Annotated in this window: 15 protein-coding genes; 5 read left to right on the forward strand and 10 right to left on the reverse strand. The window is 67.8% G+C overall.

The features are described 5' to 3' along the window. Positions 1-32: 32 nt before the first annotated feature. Positions 33-2,495 (reverse strand): TonB-dependent receptor, encoded by a 2,463-nt coding sequence (locus tag VIL67_RS16135; protein ID WP_332049936.1) that lies wholly within the window; start codon positions 2,493-2,495, stop codon positions 33-35. A 142-nt stretch (positions 2,496-2,637) separates the two neighbouring features. After that, positions 2,638-4,578: a M61 family metallopeptidase gene (locus VIL67_RS16140; RefSeq protein ID WP_332049937.1), complete on the reverse strand. Its 1,941-nt coding sequence runs from the start codon at positions 4,576-4,578 to the stop codon at positions 2,638-2,640. 60 nt (positions 4,579-4,638) lie between these two features. Between VIL67_RS16140 and VIL67_RS16145 the strand changes: the two genes are divergently transcribed. After that, the gene (locus VIL67_RS16145) at positions 4,639-5,019 is read left to right on the forward strand and encodes a Kazal-type serine protease inhibitor family protein (protein ID WP_332049938.1); all 381 of its coding nucleotides are present in this window, start codon (positions 4,639-4,641) and stop codon (positions 5,017-5,019) included. Positions 5,020-5,083: 64 nt separating this feature from the next. On the opposite strand, the gene glnA is transcribed toward VIL67_RS16145, so the two are convergent. Together glnA and VIL67_RS16155 are read right to left on the reverse strand one after the other, a co-directional pair. After that, on the reverse strand, positions 5,084-6,493 hold the full coding sequence (glnA, locus tag VIL67_RS16150) for a type I glutamate--ammonia ligase (RefSeq protein WP_332049939.1): 1,410 nt from the start codon (positions 6,491-6,493) through the stop codon (positions 5,084-5,086). Positions 6,494-6,538: 45 nt separating this feature from the next. Beyond that, the gene (locus VIL67_RS16155) at positions 6,539-6,877 is read right to left on the reverse strand and encodes a P-II family nitrogen regulator (RefSeq protein WP_332049940.1); all 339 of its coding nucleotides are present in this window, start codon (positions 6,875-6,877) and stop codon (positions 6,539-6,541) included. Positions 6,878-7,110: 233 nt separating this feature from the next. Between VIL67_RS16155 and VIL67_RS16160 the strand changes: the two genes are divergently transcribed. Genes VIL67_RS16160 through VIL67_RS16170 form a run of 3 tightly spaced genes read left to right on the forward strand, consistent with a single transcriptional unit; the run spans position 7,111 to position 10,707 of the window. Next, a complete protein-coding gene (locus tag VIL67_RS16160; RefSeq protein ID WP_332049941.1) occupies positions 7,111-8,658 on the forward strand; it encodes an acetyl-CoA acetyltransferase in 1,548 nt (515 codons plus the stop codon). Positions 8,659-8,661: 3 nt separating this feature from the next. After that, positions 8,662-9,231 carry a histidine phosphatase family protein gene (locus tag VIL67_RS16165; protein ID WP_332049942.1) on the forward strand — a complete coding sequence of 190 codons (570 nt, stop codon included), beginning with the start codon at positions 8,662-8,664 and terminating at the stop codon, positions 9,229-9,231. An 18-nt stretch (positions 9,232-9,249) separates the two neighbouring features. Then, complete coding sequence (locus tag VIL67_RS16170; RefSeq protein WP_332049943.1) at positions 9,250-10,707, forward strand: NAD(P)H-hydrate dehydratase; 1,458 nt, start codon at positions 9,250-9,252, stop codon at positions 10,705-10,707. A 57-nt stretch (positions 10,708-10,764) separates the two neighbouring features. Here VIL67_RS16170 and rplI read toward each other — a convergent pair whose 3' ends face one another. Genes rplI through rpsF form a run of 3 tightly spaced genes read right to left on the reverse strand, consistent with a single transcriptional unit; the run spans position 10,765 to position 12,026 of the window. Next, a complete protein-coding gene (gene rplI / locus VIL67_RS16175; protein WP_332049944.1) occupies positions 10,765-11,349 on the reverse strand; it encodes a 50S ribosomal protein L9 in 585 nt (194 codons plus the stop codon). Between the two features lie 14 nt (positions 11,350-11,363). Beyond that, a complete protein-coding gene (rpsR, locus tag VIL67_RS16180) occupies positions 11,364-11,645 on the reverse strand; it encodes a 30S ribosomal protein S18 (protein ID WP_332049945.1) in 282 nt (93 codons plus the stop codon). A gap of 18 nt (positions 11,646-11,663) precedes the next feature. Then, positions 11,664-12,026: a 30S ribosomal protein S6 gene (gene rpsF / locus VIL67_RS16185; RefSeq protein WP_257838433.1), complete on the reverse strand. Its 363-nt coding sequence runs from the start codon at positions 12,024-12,026 to the stop codon at positions 11,664-11,666. A gap of 325 nt (positions 12,027-12,351) precedes the next feature. Here rpsF and VIL67_RS16190 point away from each other — a divergent pair, with 325 nt between their 5' ends. Further along, positions 12,352-12,852: a DUF2059 domain-containing protein gene (locus VIL67_RS16190; protein ID WP_332049946.1), complete on the forward strand. Its 501-nt coding sequence runs from the start codon at positions 12,352-12,354 to the stop codon at positions 12,850-12,852. A 10-nt stretch (positions 12,853-12,862) separates the two neighbouring features. On the opposite strand, the gene VIL67_RS16195 is transcribed toward VIL67_RS16190, so the two are convergent. The 3 genes from VIL67_RS16195 to VIL67_RS16205 form a co-directional block, all read right to left on the reverse strand. Beyond that, positions 12,863-13,399 (reverse strand): peroxiredoxin, encoded by a 537-nt coding sequence (locus VIL67_RS16195; protein WP_332049947.1) that lies wholly within the window; start codon positions 13,397-13,399, stop codon positions 12,863-12,865. A gap of 70 nt (positions 13,400-13,469) precedes the next feature. Further along, a complete protein-coding gene (locus VIL67_RS16200) occupies positions 13,470-14,774 on the reverse strand; it encodes a calcium-binding protein (protein ID WP_332049948.1) in 1,305 nt (434 codons plus the stop codon). A 110-nt stretch (positions 14,775-14,884) separates the two neighbouring features. Then, the gene (locus tag VIL67_RS16205) at positions 14,885-15,898 is read right to left on the reverse strand and encodes a DUF4402 domain-containing protein (RefSeq protein ID WP_332049949.1); all 1,014 of its coding nucleotides are present in this window, start codon (positions 15,896-15,898) and stop codon (positions 14,885-14,887) included. Positions 15,899-15,934 lie beyond the last annotated feature (36 nt).

Below are 15,934 nucleotides of genomic sequence, written 5' to 3' on the forward strand. Positions count from 1 at the left end.
GCGGCCGCAGGTCTGCATGCTGACCGTCCTGCCTAGAAGTCGGCTTCCAGGGTGACGAAGGCCATCCTCGGCGCGATCGGGAAGGCCGTGTAGCCGCCTGAGTTGCTGGTCACGCCGGCGGTGGAGACGCCCTTCTCGTCGGTGACGTTGGTGATGTTGAGGCTAATCCGCCCGCGCTTCAGCCGGCTGTCGGCGGGCATGTCGAAGGCGTAGCTCGCCTGGAGACCGATCAGCAGGCTCGATTTCACCGACAGGTCGTTGAGGTAGGTGACGTAGCGCTTGCCCACGTAGTCGCCGCTGAGCTGCGCCTCGAAGTTCCCGTAGCTGGCGCGCAGGATCGTCTTGTTGAGCCACTTGGAGGTAAGCGGCACCTGCTTGCCGGCGGTGGCCACGGTCACGGGCACGGTGACGCCGTTCACCACCTGCACGCCGCTTTGGTAGTCGTCGTCGTACTCGGTGTCGTTGTACGAGAGCGCGTTGTAGACGCTGAAGTTCGGGCCGAAGTTGACCGTGCCCGAGATGTCCACGCCCTTCGACGTCACCCCGCCCACGTTGGCCAGGATGGCCGGCGCGGGGTTGATGAAGTTGTAGGGTGCGATGTTCAGCAGCCGGTTGCGGAACTCCACCAGGTAGACGCTGACCTGGCCATCGACGCCGGAGATCAGCGAGCCGTCGAACGAGCGGCGGGTGCGCACGCCGCCCTCGTAGGTCCAGGACGTTTCCGGCTTCACCGTCTCCTTGAAGAGGTCGAAGGCCGCCTGGGTGCCGAGGCTCCAGGGCGAGAAGCCGTAGAAGCCGCTGCCGGCGCCATACGGGATGAACTGGCGCAGGTTCTTCTGGGCGTTGAAGAATACCTGCTCATTGTCGGTCGGCTCCCACAGCAGACCGACCTGCGGGAGGAACCACTCCTCGGTCTTGATGCTGCCGGTGGGATAGCGCACCGGCACCGCGACGGTCGGCAGATTGCGCTGATTGATCGGGAACTTGCCGGTGGCGTCCTGGATCGAAGCCTTCACCCCGGCCTGCAGGAGGAGCCGCGGCACGATCCGCCACTGGTCCTGGATGTGCAGCTGGATGTCGTTGATGAAGAACTCGCCGGCGTACTGGGTAAGCGCCTTGGGGCCGCGGGGCACGTCGTAAGGCGACAGATTGTTGTTGGCTGCGGTCATCGGGTACCAGACCCGGTGCTGGGCGGGCTCGTTGTGCTCGAACCAGCCGCCCGCCTCGACCTGGTGGTCGCCGATCTCCCAGGTGAGGTTCGAAATCACCCCGCCGCGGTTGATCCGGTATTCGGTCGTGCGGACCGCGTTTCCACTGCCGCCGAACAGGTTGACGATGTTCTGCAGCGTGGCGGTGCTGGTGGCCGAGCCGACCACAAGGTTCGGGTAGTAGGTGGCGAAGAGGCCCGGCAGGCCTGCTGTGTTCACGGGGCCCGCCACGATCCCGCGGCCGAAGTTATAGTGGTAGTAGGCTGTGTTGCTCCAGGTGAAGCCCCGGGCAGGCTCCCAGTCGTGGCGGACGTAGGACAGGATGTCCTCGCGCTGGGCGGCGCTGAAGCAGTTCGAGAAGTTGTTGCCCTGGCCCGGCGGCGGCGTGCCCGGGCCACCGGTCAGCGTCGCCGTGCAGGCCTGCAGGTTGGGGTAGAGGAAGGCGCGGGTGTAGGGGAAGTAGCCCTGGCCGAGCGCAGTCTGCTGGTTCCCGAAGGCGGTGGCGTCCTCGTTCGGCTCCACCTTCATCTGCCAGTCGGCATAGAAGGTGAGCGTGCCAGGACCCGGCTCGCTGACCAGTTTCAGGTTCACCTGGTGCCCACGCTGGTGGCCGTTGAAGTCCCACGCCTCCTGGTCCTGTCTCAGGTAGGAGAGGTAGCCGCGGGCGCCGCCGGCGAGTTCGCCGGAGTCGAGACGCACGAAGGTACGGTTGGCCTTGTAGCTGCCGAGCGTCAGGGCAGCGTGCAGGGTCCGCTCGTCGAGCGGATCGCGCGAGAAGGTCTCGATCGCTCCGCCCAGCATGCTTGTGGAAGGCACCCGCAGCGAGCCGGTGCCTGTGGACAGGGTCACCCGGCCGACGTTCTCACTCGAGATCGCTCGCGAGACGCTCAGGCCATTGTAGTTGCCGTACTGCTGGTCGCCCAGCGGGACGCCGTCCAGGGTGTAGCCGAGCTGCTGGGTCGAGAAGCCGTGCACGAACAGCGACAGGTTCTGCTCGTTGTTGCCCCAGGGGTCGGCGGTGCGGAACAGCACGCCGGGCAGGGTCTGGACGGCCTTGAGCGGGCTCGCGCCCGGCAGGACCTTCTGGATTTCCTGCGCCTCGAGCGCCACGGCCGAGCGGGTCGTGCGCAGGCCGGTCACCACCACCTCCTGCACGCCCGTCGCCTCGGCCGCCGCGTCGGCGGCGTCGGCGGCGTCCGCGGCTTGGGCGGAGGTGGCGAGCAGGGCGGCGGCCGCGGCCGTCGCCCACAGGCGCGCGCCCCGCGCGCCCTTCATCATCGAATGCATGTCTGTCCCCTTCGCCGGCGTGGGTCGCCGGTCGGGGCGGGGCTTAGGCGGCGTCTATGACGGCGCCGCGAAAGGCAGGCTACGGAAGCATGACAATGCTCCGTGGGCGGCGGCCGGCCACCCGCACCCACTGCGCCCGCGGCTACTTACGCGGCGCGTAGATGGCGCTCAGCCGGTCAGGCGCGCCCGGGATCCGCTCCAGGCGCGGGTAGCGGAGCCCGCCGCGGTAGTCGAGGGAGACGGTGCGGTAGTGGTCGCCGTCCTTGACCAGCAGACTTAGCGGCTGACCCCCCTTCGCCGCTGTGATCGCCTCCTTCAGCCGCTCGCTGTCGTAGGCGATGCCGTTCACCGCGATCAGCTTGTCGCCGACGGTGAGCCCCGCCTTGAAGGCCGGGCCGTTCCAGAGCACCGAGGTCAGGTTGGCGTCTCGGTTCACGGTGAAGCCGACGGAGTAGGTCAGGTCCACGATCTTGCGGGAGGCCTCGTTGTCCTTCCAGTAGTCGGTCGGGGCCTGAGTGTAGATCAGCCGGTAGCCCCCACGGGTGATCCCCTCCAGCGGATAGGTGGGCGCCACGTCGCGCAGGCGCTGGCTCAGGAAGCCGTTCCAGTCGTGGGGCACGACCTTGTTGAGGGCCGCCGCCACGTCCTCGAAGGTGTAGGTGACCGGCGTCCAGCTGCCGTCATTGATGCCGAAGAACACCCGGGCGAAGTCGTCCAGCGACTTCTTACCATTGGTCTTCTCGCGAATGAGGGTGTCGGCGTCGAGCCAGACCAGCTGGCCCTCGGAATAGTAGTCCTCGCTGCGTTGCCAGCTGGTCCAGGGGATGGGCCGGCGTCCGGCGATGGTGGGATCGTGGCCGGTGTCCTCGACCGAGCGCCACTCGCGGCCGGGCCGGCCCGTCGAATAGGTCGCCGCCGTCATGGCGAGCGCGTCCAGCGTCTGCTGCTTGGTGACCAGGCCCGAGCGGGCCCCCAGCACAAAGCCCCAGTACTGGTCCTGCCCCTCGTAGACCCACAGCAGGTTGCCGCGCATGGGAACGTTGTAGTTGGGCGTCCAGAGGTCCGCCGGGCGGCGGAACTTGCCGTCCCAGGAGTGGCTGTACTCGTGCGGCAGCAGGTTCCGGGCCGGGGCGTTCTTGGTCCACTCGGTGAAGTATTCCGGGTCGGTGCCGTTCTCGCTGGAGCGATGGTGCTCGAGCCCGATGCCGCCCATTCGGTCAGTCAGCGCCAGCAGGAACTCGTAGCGGTCGAAGTGGCGCGCGCCGAACAGCTTGTCGGCCTGGCGCACCAGCTCGCGATGCTTCTCGATCTGCTCGGGGGTGGCGGCCAGCAACTCGGGCCGGTCGGCGACGATGTTCAGGCGCACCGGCGACTTGCCGCTGGTGTCCAGGTCGTAGCGCTGGAAATAGCGCCCGGCGAACATCGGCGAGTCCATCAGGGTCTCGAAATCGGTGCGCTTGAAGCGCACCCAGCCGCCCTCGGTGCGGTCCACGTCGAGAGCCACGCCGTAGCCCCACCCGTCCGGCAGCTTGATCGCCGCCTCGACGGGGATGCGCCGCACGAAGTAGCCGGCCGGGTACATGGCCAGCGAAATCCACTGGGCGTTCAGCATCTCTGGGGTCATGACCACCCGACCCTGGTCGGAGGCCGTCGGTGAGACGTACTGGAACTCCACCTCGACGCTAGTCGCGCCCGCGGGCGGCGTCACGTGGAAGGCGAACACCTGCACCGGGTCGCGCGTCCACGGGATCGGCTGGCCGTTGGCGCGGACCACCAGCCCGGCCACCGCCCAGATGGCGTTGCGGGGCGAATGCCCGCCCGGCACCCACTGCGGATAGAGCAGGGTCAGCGGCCCGGGCCCGGTCACCGGCACCGTCTGGCGGACGCGGAAGATCCGCCGCTCCAGGTCGGTGGCGTCCACCTCCAGCTTGAGCACGCCAGGATAGGCCACGTCCTGCGGCGCCGGGATCGGCGGCGGCAGGGCCGAGGGCTGCGGCCCCGGCGACGGCTGGGCGAAGACGGGGAGGGCGGCCGCGAAGGCCAGGGCGGCGGCGGAGGCGAGGGCGCGCTTGCGAAGGCTCATGCGTTGCGTTGTAGAGCCGTCGCCGCAAACGGCAATCGTTCGTCCCCGGAGGAGACGCCCATGCTGCGCCCCGCTCTTTTCGTGCTGTCCCTGAGCGCCCTGATGCTGGCCGGCTGCCAGCAGTCGGCGGCCGAGGCGGGCCCCGGTCCCGCGCCGCCGCCGCGCAGCGAGGCGCCGGCCCCGGGCCGGGCGTCACAGACCGGCGGCATGTGCGGGGGCATCGCGGGGTTCGCCTGCGCCAGCGCCGAGGACTACTGCAAGCATCCGGAGGGCCAGTGCCGGGTGGCCGACGGCGCCGGCGTCTGCACGCCCAGGACGCCGATGTGCACGAAGATCTACGCCCCGGTGTGCGGCTGCGACGGCAAGACCTACGGCAACGCCTGCGAGGCCGGCGCGGCGGGCGTCGGCGTGGACCGCCAGGGCGAGTGCCGTCCCGCCTGAGCGCCCACGGAAAAGGCCCGCGGATCGCTCCGCGGGCCTGATCTCGTCTCGTGTCGAGCTGCGCCTAGCAGGCGTAGTACATCGCGAACTCCACCGGGTGCGGGTGGAGCTGGAGGCGCATGACCTCCTCCATCTTCAGCTCGATGTAGCTATCGATGAAATCGTCATCCATGACGCCGCCCTTCTTGAGGAAGGCCCGGTCCTTGTCGAGGCTCTCAAGGGCTTCGCGCAGCGAGCCGCAGACCTCGGGGACCTTCTTCTGCTCGCGCGGCGGGAGGTCGTAGAGGTTCTTGTCCATGGCCGGGCCTGGATCGATCTTGTTCTCGATCCCGTCGAGGCCGGCCATCAGCAGGGCCACGAACGTCAGGTAGGGGTTGCCCATGGGATCGGGGAAGCGGGCCTCGATGCGCTTGGCCTTCGGGCTGTCCACGTGCGGGATGCGGATGGACGCCGAGCGGTTGCGCGACGAGTAGGCCAGCTTCACCGGAGCTTCGTAGCCCGGCACCAGGCGCTTGTAGGAGTTGGTGGTCGAGTTCGAGAAGGCGTTGATCGCCTTGGCGTGCTTGATGATGCCGCCGATGTACCAGAGGCACATGTCGGACAGGCCCGCGTACTTGTCGCCGGCGAACAGCGGCTTGCCGTTCAGCCAGATCGACTGGTGCACGTGCATGCCCGAGCCGTTGTCACCGAACATCGGCTTGGCCATGAAGGTGGCCGTCTTGCCGTAGGCGTGGGCGACGTTCTGGATGACGTACTTATAGAGCTGCATCCGGTCGGCCATGGTCAGCAGATCGGAGAACTTCAGGCCGAGTTCGTGCTGGGCGGGCGCGACCTCGTGGTGGTGCTTCTCGGGCTGCATGCCGAGCTCGCCCATGACCGCCAGCATCTCGCCCCGCAGGTCCTGGCCGCTGTCCACCGGGTTGACCGGGAAGTAGCCGCCCTTCGGGCCCGGGCGGTGGCCCATGTTGCCCTCGGGGTAGACCTTGCTCGAGCTGACCGGCAGCTCGGTGGAGTCGAAGCTGTACGAGGTGTCGTGCGCGGCCGTGTTCCAGCGCACGTCGTCGAACACGAAGAACTCGGCCTCGGGGCCGAAGAACACGGTGTCGCCCACGCCGGCCGACTTCACGTAGTTCAGGGCGGCCTTGGCGATCGAGCGCGGGTCGCGGTTGTACGGGGTGTTGGTGTCCGGGTTCAGGACGTCGCAGAACAGCACAAGGGTGGTCTGCTGATAGAAAGGGTCGATGTGGGCCGAGTTGAGGTCCGGCCGCAGCTTCATGTCGGACTCGTTGATCGCCTTCCAGCCAGCGATCGATGAGCCGTCGAACATGGTGCCGTCGGTGAGGAATTCCTCGTCCACCAGGTCGATGTCGAACGTGACGTGATGCATCTTGCCACGCACGTCGCTGAAGCGGACGTCCACGTATTTGACGTCCTTCTCCTTGATCTGGTTCAGGATGTCCTGAGCGGAAGCCATGTCGATGATCCCCTTGTTGGTCCGGTCTCGATGGTATCTTGAGGCTTAGACGGCCGCGGGTCCGGTCTCGCCGGTGCGGATGCGCATGACGTCGATCACGTCGGAGACGAAGATCTTGCCATCACCGATGCGGCCGGTGCGGGCTGCGGTGGAAATCGCCTCCAGCGCGCGATCCAGCTGATCGTCGGCGACCACCACCTCGATCTTGATCTTGGGCAGGAAGTCCACGACGTACTCCGCGCCGCGGTAGAGCTCGGTCTGCCCCTTCTGGCGCCCGTAGCCCTTGGCCTCGATCACCGTCATGCCCTGGACGCCCAGCTCCTGCAGGGCCTCCTTCACTTCGTCGAGCTTGAACGGCTTGATGACGGCTTCGATCTTTTTCATGGGCCCGGCTTGGAGACAGGAATGCGCCGCCCCGGCGCTTGGCGGGGACGGAGCACGGCCCGCCCTGCCGCCACAAGCCGAACCGGTTGCCTGCCGCAGCGGCCGGTTGGGAAAATTAGCAGGCGCCTAGGAATTGGGCGCCGGCGGATCAAAAAAGCATCACGCCGGAAATCGACTTGTGAGGGCGCTTTCCGACCCTAGGATCGCGGGCGCCGAGCGTCGGGAGAGAGCCTGTGGGCAGCGAAAACACGCCAGTTCTGATTGGAGCGGGTCAATTCACGTACAGGGGCGCTCCGGCTGATTCCCCGTCGCCCACGTCGTTGCTGAAGATTGCAGCGGAACGGGCGGCGCTGGATGCGGGCATCGGGGCCCAGGGCCTTGCGGCGATCGATGCGCTGGCGGTGGTGGGCTACACCATCGACGCGCCCGGCTCGAAGCGAGGCATGATCCCGCACTCGACCAACCCGCCCGCGAACCTTGCCCGCCAGATCGGCGCGCGGCCGGGCTGGAGCGTCTATTCCGAGATGGGCGGCAACACGCCCCAGTACCTGATCAACACCCTTTGCGCGCGCATCGCGCGCGGAGAGGCCGAGCTCGCCCTCACCGTAGGCTGCGAATTCCTCGGCTCGGCCATGAAGCGGGCGGGGCAGGGGCTCTCCTTCGACGACTGGTCCGCCGACGAGGACGAGGACCTGCCGGCCCCACAGCGGATCGGCGACCCGCGCAACGGCAGCACGCCCTACGAGATCCGCCACGGGCTTTCGCGGCCGATCAACATCTATCCGATCTTCGAGAACGCCCTGCGCGCCCGCGACGGCCGCTCCATCGCCGATCACCAGCGGCGAATGGGCGAGCTTTTCGCGCGGTTCTCTGAGGTGGCGGCCGACAATCCCGAAGCGTGGTTCCGCACCAAGCGCACGGCGGAGGAGATTGTCACCGTTTCGGACAAGAACCGGATGATCGGCTTCCCTTATCCGAAGCTCCTCAACGCCATCATGGAGGTGGACCAGTCGGCCGCCGTGATCGTGGCCAGTGAGAAGAAGGCCCGTGAACTCGGGGTGCCTGAGGACAGGTGGGTATATCTGCACGGGTGCGCCGACGCCGCCGACCTGTGGCATCCGCTGGACCGGCAGGACTTCCACTCCAGCCCCGCCATGCGGCGCACCGGGCAGAAGGCGCTGGAGATGGCCGGGATCGGCATCGACGACGTCGACCTGATCGACCTCTATTCCTGCTTCCCGATCGCCGTGGAGATCGGGGCGGAGGCTCTGGGCATCGCCCTCGACGACCCTCGCGGTCTGACCGTTACGGGCGGCCTGCCGTACGCGGGCGGCCCGGGGAACAATTACGTCATGCACTCGGTGGCGGTGATGCTGCAGCGGCTGCGTGACCGCCGCGGGGCCTATGGCCTCGTCACGGGCAACGGCTGGTACCTCACCAAGCAGTCCACCGGGGTCTATTCGACGAAGCGGCCGGACAGGCCCTTCGAGCGCGAGGACCCGGCCGTGCTCCAGCGCGAGATCGACGCCCTGCCGCATCCCGAGATTGTCGAGCGGCCAAGCGGGCGTGGCATGATCGAGACCTACACCGTCGTTCACAAGCGCGAGGGACCGTTCCTGGGCATCGTGGTGGGTCGTGACGAGGCCGGGCGGCGGTTCGTCGCCAACACCCCAGCCGATCCCGCCTTCCTCGCGGCCTTCGAGGCGCAGGAGCAGATCGGGCGCAGCGGGACCGTGCGCCAAGCCGACGACGGCCAGATCAACCTCTTCACACCGGACTGACACATGCCGCGCCTCTATCTGATCCGACACGGGAAACCTGCGTCCACCTGGGGCGGCGCGGACGACGATCCAGGCCTCGACGAGGCGGGGCGCAGCCAGGCGGAGGCCGCGCGCGACTGGCTGCTGGCGCTGCCGCCGGGCGAACGGCCGGAGCGGGTGGTGAGTTCGCCCCTTCGTCGCTGCCAGGAAACGGCGCAGCCGACGGCCCTCGCGCTTGGGGTCACGGTTGAGGTCGATTCCAGGGTGGGCGAGATCCCGACGCCGAAGGCCCTTGCCGCGGAGGAGCGGCCCGCGTGGCTGCGGCAGGCCTTCCAAGGCGCCTGGGGCGAGATCGACAGCGACCTCGACTATGACGCCTGGCGTCGCGAGATCGTGGCCTCCCTGCACGCGCGCGGAGGAACGGCGGTCTTCTCGCACTTCGTGGCCATCAACGCCGTGGTGTCCCGCCTGACCGGCGACGATCGGGTGGTCTGTTTCCGGCCGGACCACGCGTCCATCACCATCCTCGAAACCGACGGAGACCGCTTGACCTTGGTGGCCAAGGGGCGCGAAGCCACCACGGGAGTGCTCTAACCCGGCAAGGAGACCTGATTGGCGGCGCGGCAGATCCTTACCGTTGCGGAGACCGCAGCCGCCGACCAGGCCGCCATCGAGGCCGGAACCCCAGGGACCGTGCTCATGGAGCGCGCCGGCAGAGCGGTGGCGGACGCCGTCGTGGATCGCTTCGATCCCTGTCCGACCGTGGTGTTCTGCGGGCCTGGAAACAACGGTGGCGACGGCTACGTGATCGCCCGCCTGCTCGCCGAGCGCGGCTGGGACGTTTGGGTGGAGCAGTTGGCCCCTCCCGCAACCGCCGACTCGCAGGCGGCAGCCGCCCTCTGGGCCGGCCGGACCATGGCCATCGGCGAAGGGGAGGGCGGCGATCGCCCCGAGCTGTTCGTCGACGCCTTGTTCGGCGCGGGTCTCTCCAAGCCCCTCGAGGGCGAAGCCGCGCGCTTGGCTCGCGTCTCGCAGCGGCTGCGTGACCGCTTCGTAGCCGTGGACCTGCCCAGCGGGATCACCGGCGACACGGGGCGGCAGGTGGGGGAGGCGGCGTTCTGCGCCGGGCTGACGGTCACCTTCCACGCCCGCAAGCCGGCGCACGCGCTCGAGCCCGGCCGAAGCCATTGCGGCGAAGTCCTGGTGGCCGACATCGGCTTGGGCGAGACGCAGGGCCGGATCTTTGAGAACGGCCCCGAACTCTGGCTGGACCGCTTCCCCTGGCCTGACAGCGCCTCGCATAAGCACGCCCGTGGTCGGCTGATCGTCGTCAGCGGCGACGCCTGGAGCACGGGCGCGGCCCGGCTCGCCGCCCGCGCCGGCCTTCGGATCGGCTCAGGGCTCGTTACGATCCTGTCGCCGCCGGAGTCGCTCGCCTCGAACGCCGCCCACCTGGAGGCCGTGATGCTGCGGCCCTTCGAGACCGATCTGGAGCTGGAGCAGGCGGCCGGCAGCGTCGATGCGGCGGTCGTCGGGCCCGCCGCCGGAGTCGGCGAGACCACCCTGCTGAACGTCCTGGCGCTCGCCCGGACGGGCGCCGCCCTGGTTCTGGACGCCGACGCCATCACCGTTTTTCGCGACGACCCCGAAGAGCTGTTCTCGGTCCTCGATCGGGACGACGTGCTCACGCCGCATGCGGGCGAGTTCGAGAGGCTTTTCCCGGGCCTGCTTGCGACCTCGACGGACCGGATCAGCGCGGCCCGACGCGCCGCTGAGCGCGCCGGCGCGGTCGTCCTGCTGAAGGGCGCGGACACGGTTGTCGCCGCGCCGGATGGTCGGGCCGCGGTCAACCTGAACGGCTCGCCCTGGCTCGCCACCGCGGGCTCAGGCGACGTGCTGGCCGGCTTCATCGGTGGGCTCGTGGCTCAGGGAATGGAAAGCTTTGAGGCGGCGTGCGCCGCCGCCTGGATCCACGCGGAGGCCGCGGGACTGCACGGCCCAGGGCTGATCGCGGAGGACCTGCCCGGCTTGACGCCTCGGGTGCTCCGTCGGCTCTACGAGGAGCGCTGAACGAAAACGGCGCGGAGATCGCTCTCCGCGCCGCCTTCGGAACTATGAGCCGGGAGCTCAGGCGTCGGCGTAGCCGCCCTCGAGCTGACCCGCGCCGCCTTCGAGAAGGTCGGCGGCGGCCTGCTCGGCAGCCATGCGCTCTTCTTCGAACTGAGCGTTGATCACGTTCTCGCCCCGGGCCTGACGATCGGCTTCGTCCTGGCTGCGGGCGATGTTGAGCGTCACGGTGACGGCGACTTCCGCGTGCAGGCGGATCTTCACCTCGTGCATGCCCAGGGTCTTGATCGGCTTGTCCAGGACCACCTGGGCGCGCTCGACCTTGCCGCCTTCGGCGTTGATCGCATCGGCCACGTCGCGGCCGGCGACGGAGCCGTACAGCTGGCCAGATTCGCCCGCCTGACGGATCAGGACGTAGGTCGAGCCGTCGAGCGCTTCGCCCGACTTCTCGGCCGCGGCCTTGGCCTTGGCGTTGCGCGCCTCGATCTCGGCGCGCTGGGCGTCGAAGACCTTCATGTTGGCGGCGTTGGCGCGGAGCGCCTTGTTGCGCGGCAGGAGGAAGTTGCGGGCGTAGCCGTCCTTGACGGTGACCACGTCGCCGAGACCGCCCCAGCCTTCCACGCGTTCGAGCAGAATGACTTTCATGTGCGTCGTCTCCCTTACTTCACGACGTAGGGGAGCAGCGCCAGGAAGCGGGCGCGCTTGATGGCCTTGGCCAGTTCACGCTGCTTCTTGGCGGACACCGCGGTGATGCGCGACGGCACGATCTTGCCGCGCTCGGAAACGTAGCGCTGCAGGAGCTTGACGTCCTTGTAGTCGATCTTCGGGGCGTTGGCGCCGGAGAACGGGCACACCTTGCGGCGGCGGAAGAACGGACGGCGCGCGCCGCCCGAGGAAGCGGCCGCGGACGGAGCCGGGGCGGCGGAGGTTTCGTCGGTCATGCGATGAGCCTCCCTTTCTTAGAATTGCGGGGCGTCGTCGCGGCGTTCGCGGTCGCGATCGCGGCGGGCGAGAATCGGGGAGAGCTCGAGGTCCAGCTCTTCGACGCGGACGGTCATGTAGCGCAGCACGTCTTCGTTGATCGAAAGCTGGCGCTCCATCTCCTTCACGGCGTCGGCCGGGGCGTCGATGGCGAGCAGGGAGTAGTGACCCTTGCGGTTCTTCTTGATCCGGTAGGTCAGGTTGCGCAGACCCCAGTACTCGATCTTCGCGACGTTCCCGCCGCCTTGCTCGATGAGGGCCTTGAGCTGGTCGTTGAGGGCTTCGGCCTGCTGCGGCGAGATATCCTGCCGCGAGATGACCACGTGTTCGTAGAGGGCCATTCTATCCTTCTTCCGCTGTGGAAGGCGGCGCGTCCGGCGGCGGAAGGTCCGCCGGATACGATGGCTCTCAGCGCGGCGGCCGGGAGTTTCCCGACCCATTCGCGTTCCGCGTGAGACCGCATTCCGTGAAGAGGCGCGCAAATAGGCGAAAACCTCTGGCGGAGCAAGGATTTTCGCCCCTTGCGCCTGTGGGGCGCATGCTGGAGGTTCAACGGGGAGGGGCCATGCGACGCAACCGGATCCTGGCCGCCGTGTTGTCGGCGGGCCTCGGGGCAGGGCTCTACCTGCTGATCAAGTCCCTGACGTCTTAGAGCCGAGGCTTTCCATGTTCCTGAAGTCCCTGACCGCCGCGGCTGTGGCGTTGAGCCTCCTGGCCGGCCCGGCTGCGGCCCAGCAGCCGAGCGCCGCCCAGATGACGCTTGTCCGTCGCTACATGGCGGCGATCGACATGCCTTCGATGATGAAGGCCATGATGGAGTCCATGACGCCGGCCATGCTGCAGGACATGGAGAAGCGGCTCGGTCAGTCGCTGCCCAGCGACGTTCGGGACGCCCTGGTGACCAGCACGACGGAAGCGGTGGTCGCGATGACGCCGCGAATGATGGACGCCATGGCGCCAGTCCTGGCGAGCGGCTTCACCGAGGCCGAGCTGCGCGCCGCGGTGGCCTACATGGAAAGCCCGGAAGGGCGCTCGTTCATGGCCAAGTCGCCGGCCATGATGTCGAAGGCCATGCCGGCTATGCAGCCGCTCATCCCGGAGATGCAGGCGGACATGCAAGCCCGCTTCTGCCGCAAGGTCGACTGCAGCAAGCTCGGATTGAAGTAGCGCGGACGCGCTACTTCTTCTTCATCGACTGCACGGCGGCCAGTGTCTCGGACACGTGCTCGTTGGGGTCCATCTTGGAATAGGCGTGGACCACCTGGCCGGAGCGCGAAATCACGTAGGAGGTGCGGTCGGACCAATCGGGCTTGGCTGCCAGGATCGCGTCGTACTGCCGGGCGATCTTGGCGCCTGGATCGGCCGCCACCGGGAACTTGCCCGAGCACTTGTCGGTGTCCGCGGAGATCTGCTGCAGCTTGTCCAGGTTGCCGGCCGTGACGCCAATCACCGTCGCCCCGGCGGCGGTGAACTTCGGCATCGCGTCAGCGAACATCTTCGCCTCGAGATTGCAGCCCTTGGTGTCTGCGGCGGGGAAGAAGTACAGCACCACCGGCCCCTTTTTGCGCGCCTGGGCGAGCGAGAAGGTGAGGGACTTGCCGGCCTGGAAGCCCGGGGCGGTGAAGTCGGGAGCCTTGTCCCCGGCCTTCAAGGCGGCGAAGGCGGGCGTGGCGGCGAGCGCGGTCAGCGCGGCGAGGCAGGCAAGGCGTTTCATGGTGGGTCTCCAGAGGCTCCCCGATGTCTTTGAGCGACAGGTTAGCCCCGGGGACGACCGGAGGCGAGGCCTAGAAGAACAGGAAGTTGCCGTCGCTGAGGGCGGAGAGCTTCACGTTCTGCAAGGTGAGGGCATTCTGGGCGTCGAACGTGATCACCACGTTGGCGCCGACCTGCTGGGCGTGGGCCTTCAGGTCATCAAAGCTGCCGAACATCGCCGGCGACATCTGGATCACCTCGTTCTTCAGGTCGAAGTCGGTGATCGTGTCGCGGCCGAAGTCCTTGCCGAAGATGAAGTAGTCGGGGCTGCCGCCTCCGGTGATGCGGTCGTCGCCGGCGCCCCCCGCAAGGGTGTCAGGGCTGTTGCCGCCGTCGAGCGTGTCGTTGCCGGCCTCGCCGTCTAGCCAGTCGCTGCCGTTCCCGCCGATCAGCTTGTCCGCGCCGGCCCCGCCGCACAGCGAGTCCTTGCCATTGGCGCCGTCCACCGTGTCGGCGCCGCCGCCGCCACAAAGCGTGTCGCCGCTGTTCCCGCCCCAGATGCGTTCCCCGCGGGCGGTGCCCATGATGATCTGCGGGTGGTTTCCGCCGACGATGTCGGGACCGACGCCCACCGGGTTCAGCGTCACCGAGGCCGTCTTGGTCGCCGAATAGTCCGTCCCGTCGAAGGCGCGGTACTGGAACGACACGACCCGCGCCGCCGTGATGTCCTCGTCGCCGGCCAGCGGCTGGACGTAGAACTTGCCGTCGGCGTCGACGACCACTCCCGCAGGGAGAGTCCCGACAGGTTGGAAGGTGAGGGCTTGGCCGTCCGCGTCGGTGGCCAGCAGCTGGCCTGTGAACGTCTGCCCGGCCAGGATAGCGCCGCTGAACGGCTGCGCGACCGGCGCGGTGTTCAGGGTGAGCGCCAGGTTGTCGAACGCGCCCCAGCCCGTTCCGCCAACCGTGAACCACTCAAGCCGCACCAGCCCGGCGCCGAAGCCCCCGGGCAGGTTCACCGTCTGGAACCCGTCGATGCTGTCGGTGGTGAACTCGTGGGTGACGACGTTGCCGTCGGACTTCACGCCGGTGAAGTAATAGGTCAGCACGGAGGTGCCGGTCACCGGCGCCGTCCCGTTCCAGCCTTCGAAGCTGAAGCCGTTCACCTGGACGGATGTTGCGCCGAACGCGCCGCCCGCCACAGGTTTCACCAGTACGGTGTCGCCGGTGTACTGGTTGATCAGATAGCCGCCGGTCCCGAGGTTGTTCACCTGCGCCCGGTTCCAGAACGCGTCGTTGAACCCGTTCTGCTGGGTCGTCAGGGTCGAGAACTGGAAGCCCTGCTCCGAATAGACCGGGAACAGGCCGGCCGGCACGCTCTCGAATTGGATGGTCGGCATCGTGTCGCCCCTCAGTGGCCCGTTCTGGTACAGCTTGACTATCCGGTCGGCAACCTTGTGGGCGGCGACGCGGTCATTTAGCGCAGCAAAAGCAAGAGCCGGGCCGCCTCCTAGTTGTAGGCGACAGTCACATTGAACGTGCCGGTATAGGCGCCGTTCTGGGTGCTGGCGGAGATCGGGAACGAGCCGCCGACAAAGAAGCTGTAGGTCCCGCTGTTGCCCAGGATCGAACTCAACAGCGGGCTGGCGACCAGGTTGTTGTTGGTCGTCACCGTCAAAGAGGAGGCGTTTGGACCCGTCATGGGGAAGGTGGCCGGGACGGTGATCGACAAGGTCTGACCGCCCTCGCCAGTGACGGTGTAGCTCGCACGTTTGGCGATCGGCAGGTTCAGCCAGGCCGTACCGGGCGGGAAGCTCTTGGAAGCGTCTGCGGCCGCCAGCGCGATCGTGCCGCTGCCGCTCGACGGCTTTACGATGCGCCCGAACTCCAGGTCACTGTTCTTGGTCAGTGAGATCGAACGGAAGACGGTGGCCACCGCCTCGCCGCTGTCGCCCTGCGAGCCGTTCGGCGTGTTGGGGGCATCATCCGCCCAGACGTAGAACGACGATTGCGCCGCGCCGGTGGGCGACCCGGAGGTGTCCCCGCCGATCGGGAAGTCCATGCCCACGTAGAAGGTCTTCGAGCTGTTCTTGCCGATCGGTCCAATGCGGAAGTTGATCGGGTTCGTTCCGGTCGGGGAGACCGTCAACGACGCCGTGCCCATCGAGACGGTAAAGTTGGTCAGCGTCCCGCCCCGACCCGACGTCGTCCCGGAGCCGATGCGGATGTTGACGCTCTTGGTGTTGCACGCGCCCTCGTTGCCGCAGCTGATCGTCACCATGGGCCGGGTGCTCCCCGTGCTCACCCGCGCGCCGGAGCCGCTCAACTTGGTCACCGTTCCGGTGCTGGCCGAGATCCGGAAGGTCGTCGTACCAGAGGCGGCAGAGGCCACCTCGCCGAGGTTGGGACTGCTGGAGGGTACGCCGACGCCATAGGTCTGCGCCCCGGCGGCGCTCGCGGAAAAGGCGAGAAGCCCGGCAATCAAGAGTTGCGATATACTGGCGCGTCGCATGGTCGTGCTCAATAACACTTTCGGCTGACCGATTGCACCGGAAGATAC

Origin of the sequence: Phenylobacterium sp. (genome assembly GCF_036563385.1) — a bacterium.
In the GTDB taxonomy this organism is placed as follows: Bacteria; Pseudomonadota; Alphaproteobacteria; order Caulobacterales; family Caulobacteraceae; genus Phenylobacterium.

Excerpts from the sequence above, each read along its gene's own strand:
- VIL67_RS16135 (WP_332049936.1), bottom strand. The coding sequence starts at position 2,495 with ATGCATTCGATGATGAAGGGCGCGCGGGGCGCGCGCCTGTGGGCGACG.
- VIL67_RS16200 (WP_332049948.1), bottom strand. The coding sequence starts at position 14,774 with ATGCCGACCATCCAATTCGAGAGCGTGCCGGCCGGCCTGTTCCCGGTC.
- VIL67_RS16195 (WP_332049947.1), bottom strand. The coding sequence starts at position 13,399 with ATGAAACGCCTTGCCTGCCTCGCCGCGCTGACCGCGCTCGCCGCCACG.
- glnA (WP_332049939.1), bottom strand. The coding sequence starts at position 6,493 with ATGGCTTCCGCTCAGGACATCCTGAACCAGATCAAGGAGAAGGACGTC.
- VIL67_RS16145 (WP_332049938.1), top strand. The coding sequence starts at position 4,639 with ATGCTGCGCCCCGCTCTTTTCGTGCTGTCCCTGAGCGCCCTGATGCTG.
- VIL67_RS16165 (WP_332049942.1), top strand. The coding sequence starts at position 8,662 with ATGCCGCGCCTCTATCTGATCCGACACGGGAAACCTGCGTCCACCTGG.
- rpsF (WP_257838433.1), bottom strand. The coding sequence starts at position 12,026 with ATGGCCCTCTACGAACACGTGGTCATCTCGCGGCAGGATATCTCGCCG.
- VIL67_RS16155 (WP_332049940.1), bottom strand. The coding sequence starts at position 6,877 with ATGAAAAAGATCGAAGCCGTCATCAAGCCGTTCAAGCTCGACGAAGTG.
- VIL67_RS16190 (WP_332049946.1), top strand. The coding sequence starts at position 12,352 with ATGTTCCTGAAGTCCCTGACCGCCGCGGCTGTGGCGTTGAGCCTCCTG.
- VIL67_RS16140 (WP_332049937.1), bottom strand. The coding sequence starts at position 4,578 with ATGAGCCTTCGCAAGCGCGCCCTCGCCTCCGCCGCCGCCCTGGCCTTC.
- rpsR (WP_332049945.1), bottom strand. The coding sequence starts at position 11,645 with ATGACCGACGAAACCTCCGCCGCCCCGGCTCCGTCCGCGGCCGCTTCC.
- rplI (WP_332049944.1), bottom strand. The coding sequence starts at position 11,349 with ATGAAAGTCATTCTGCTCGAACGCGTGGAAGGCTGGGGCGGTCTCGGC.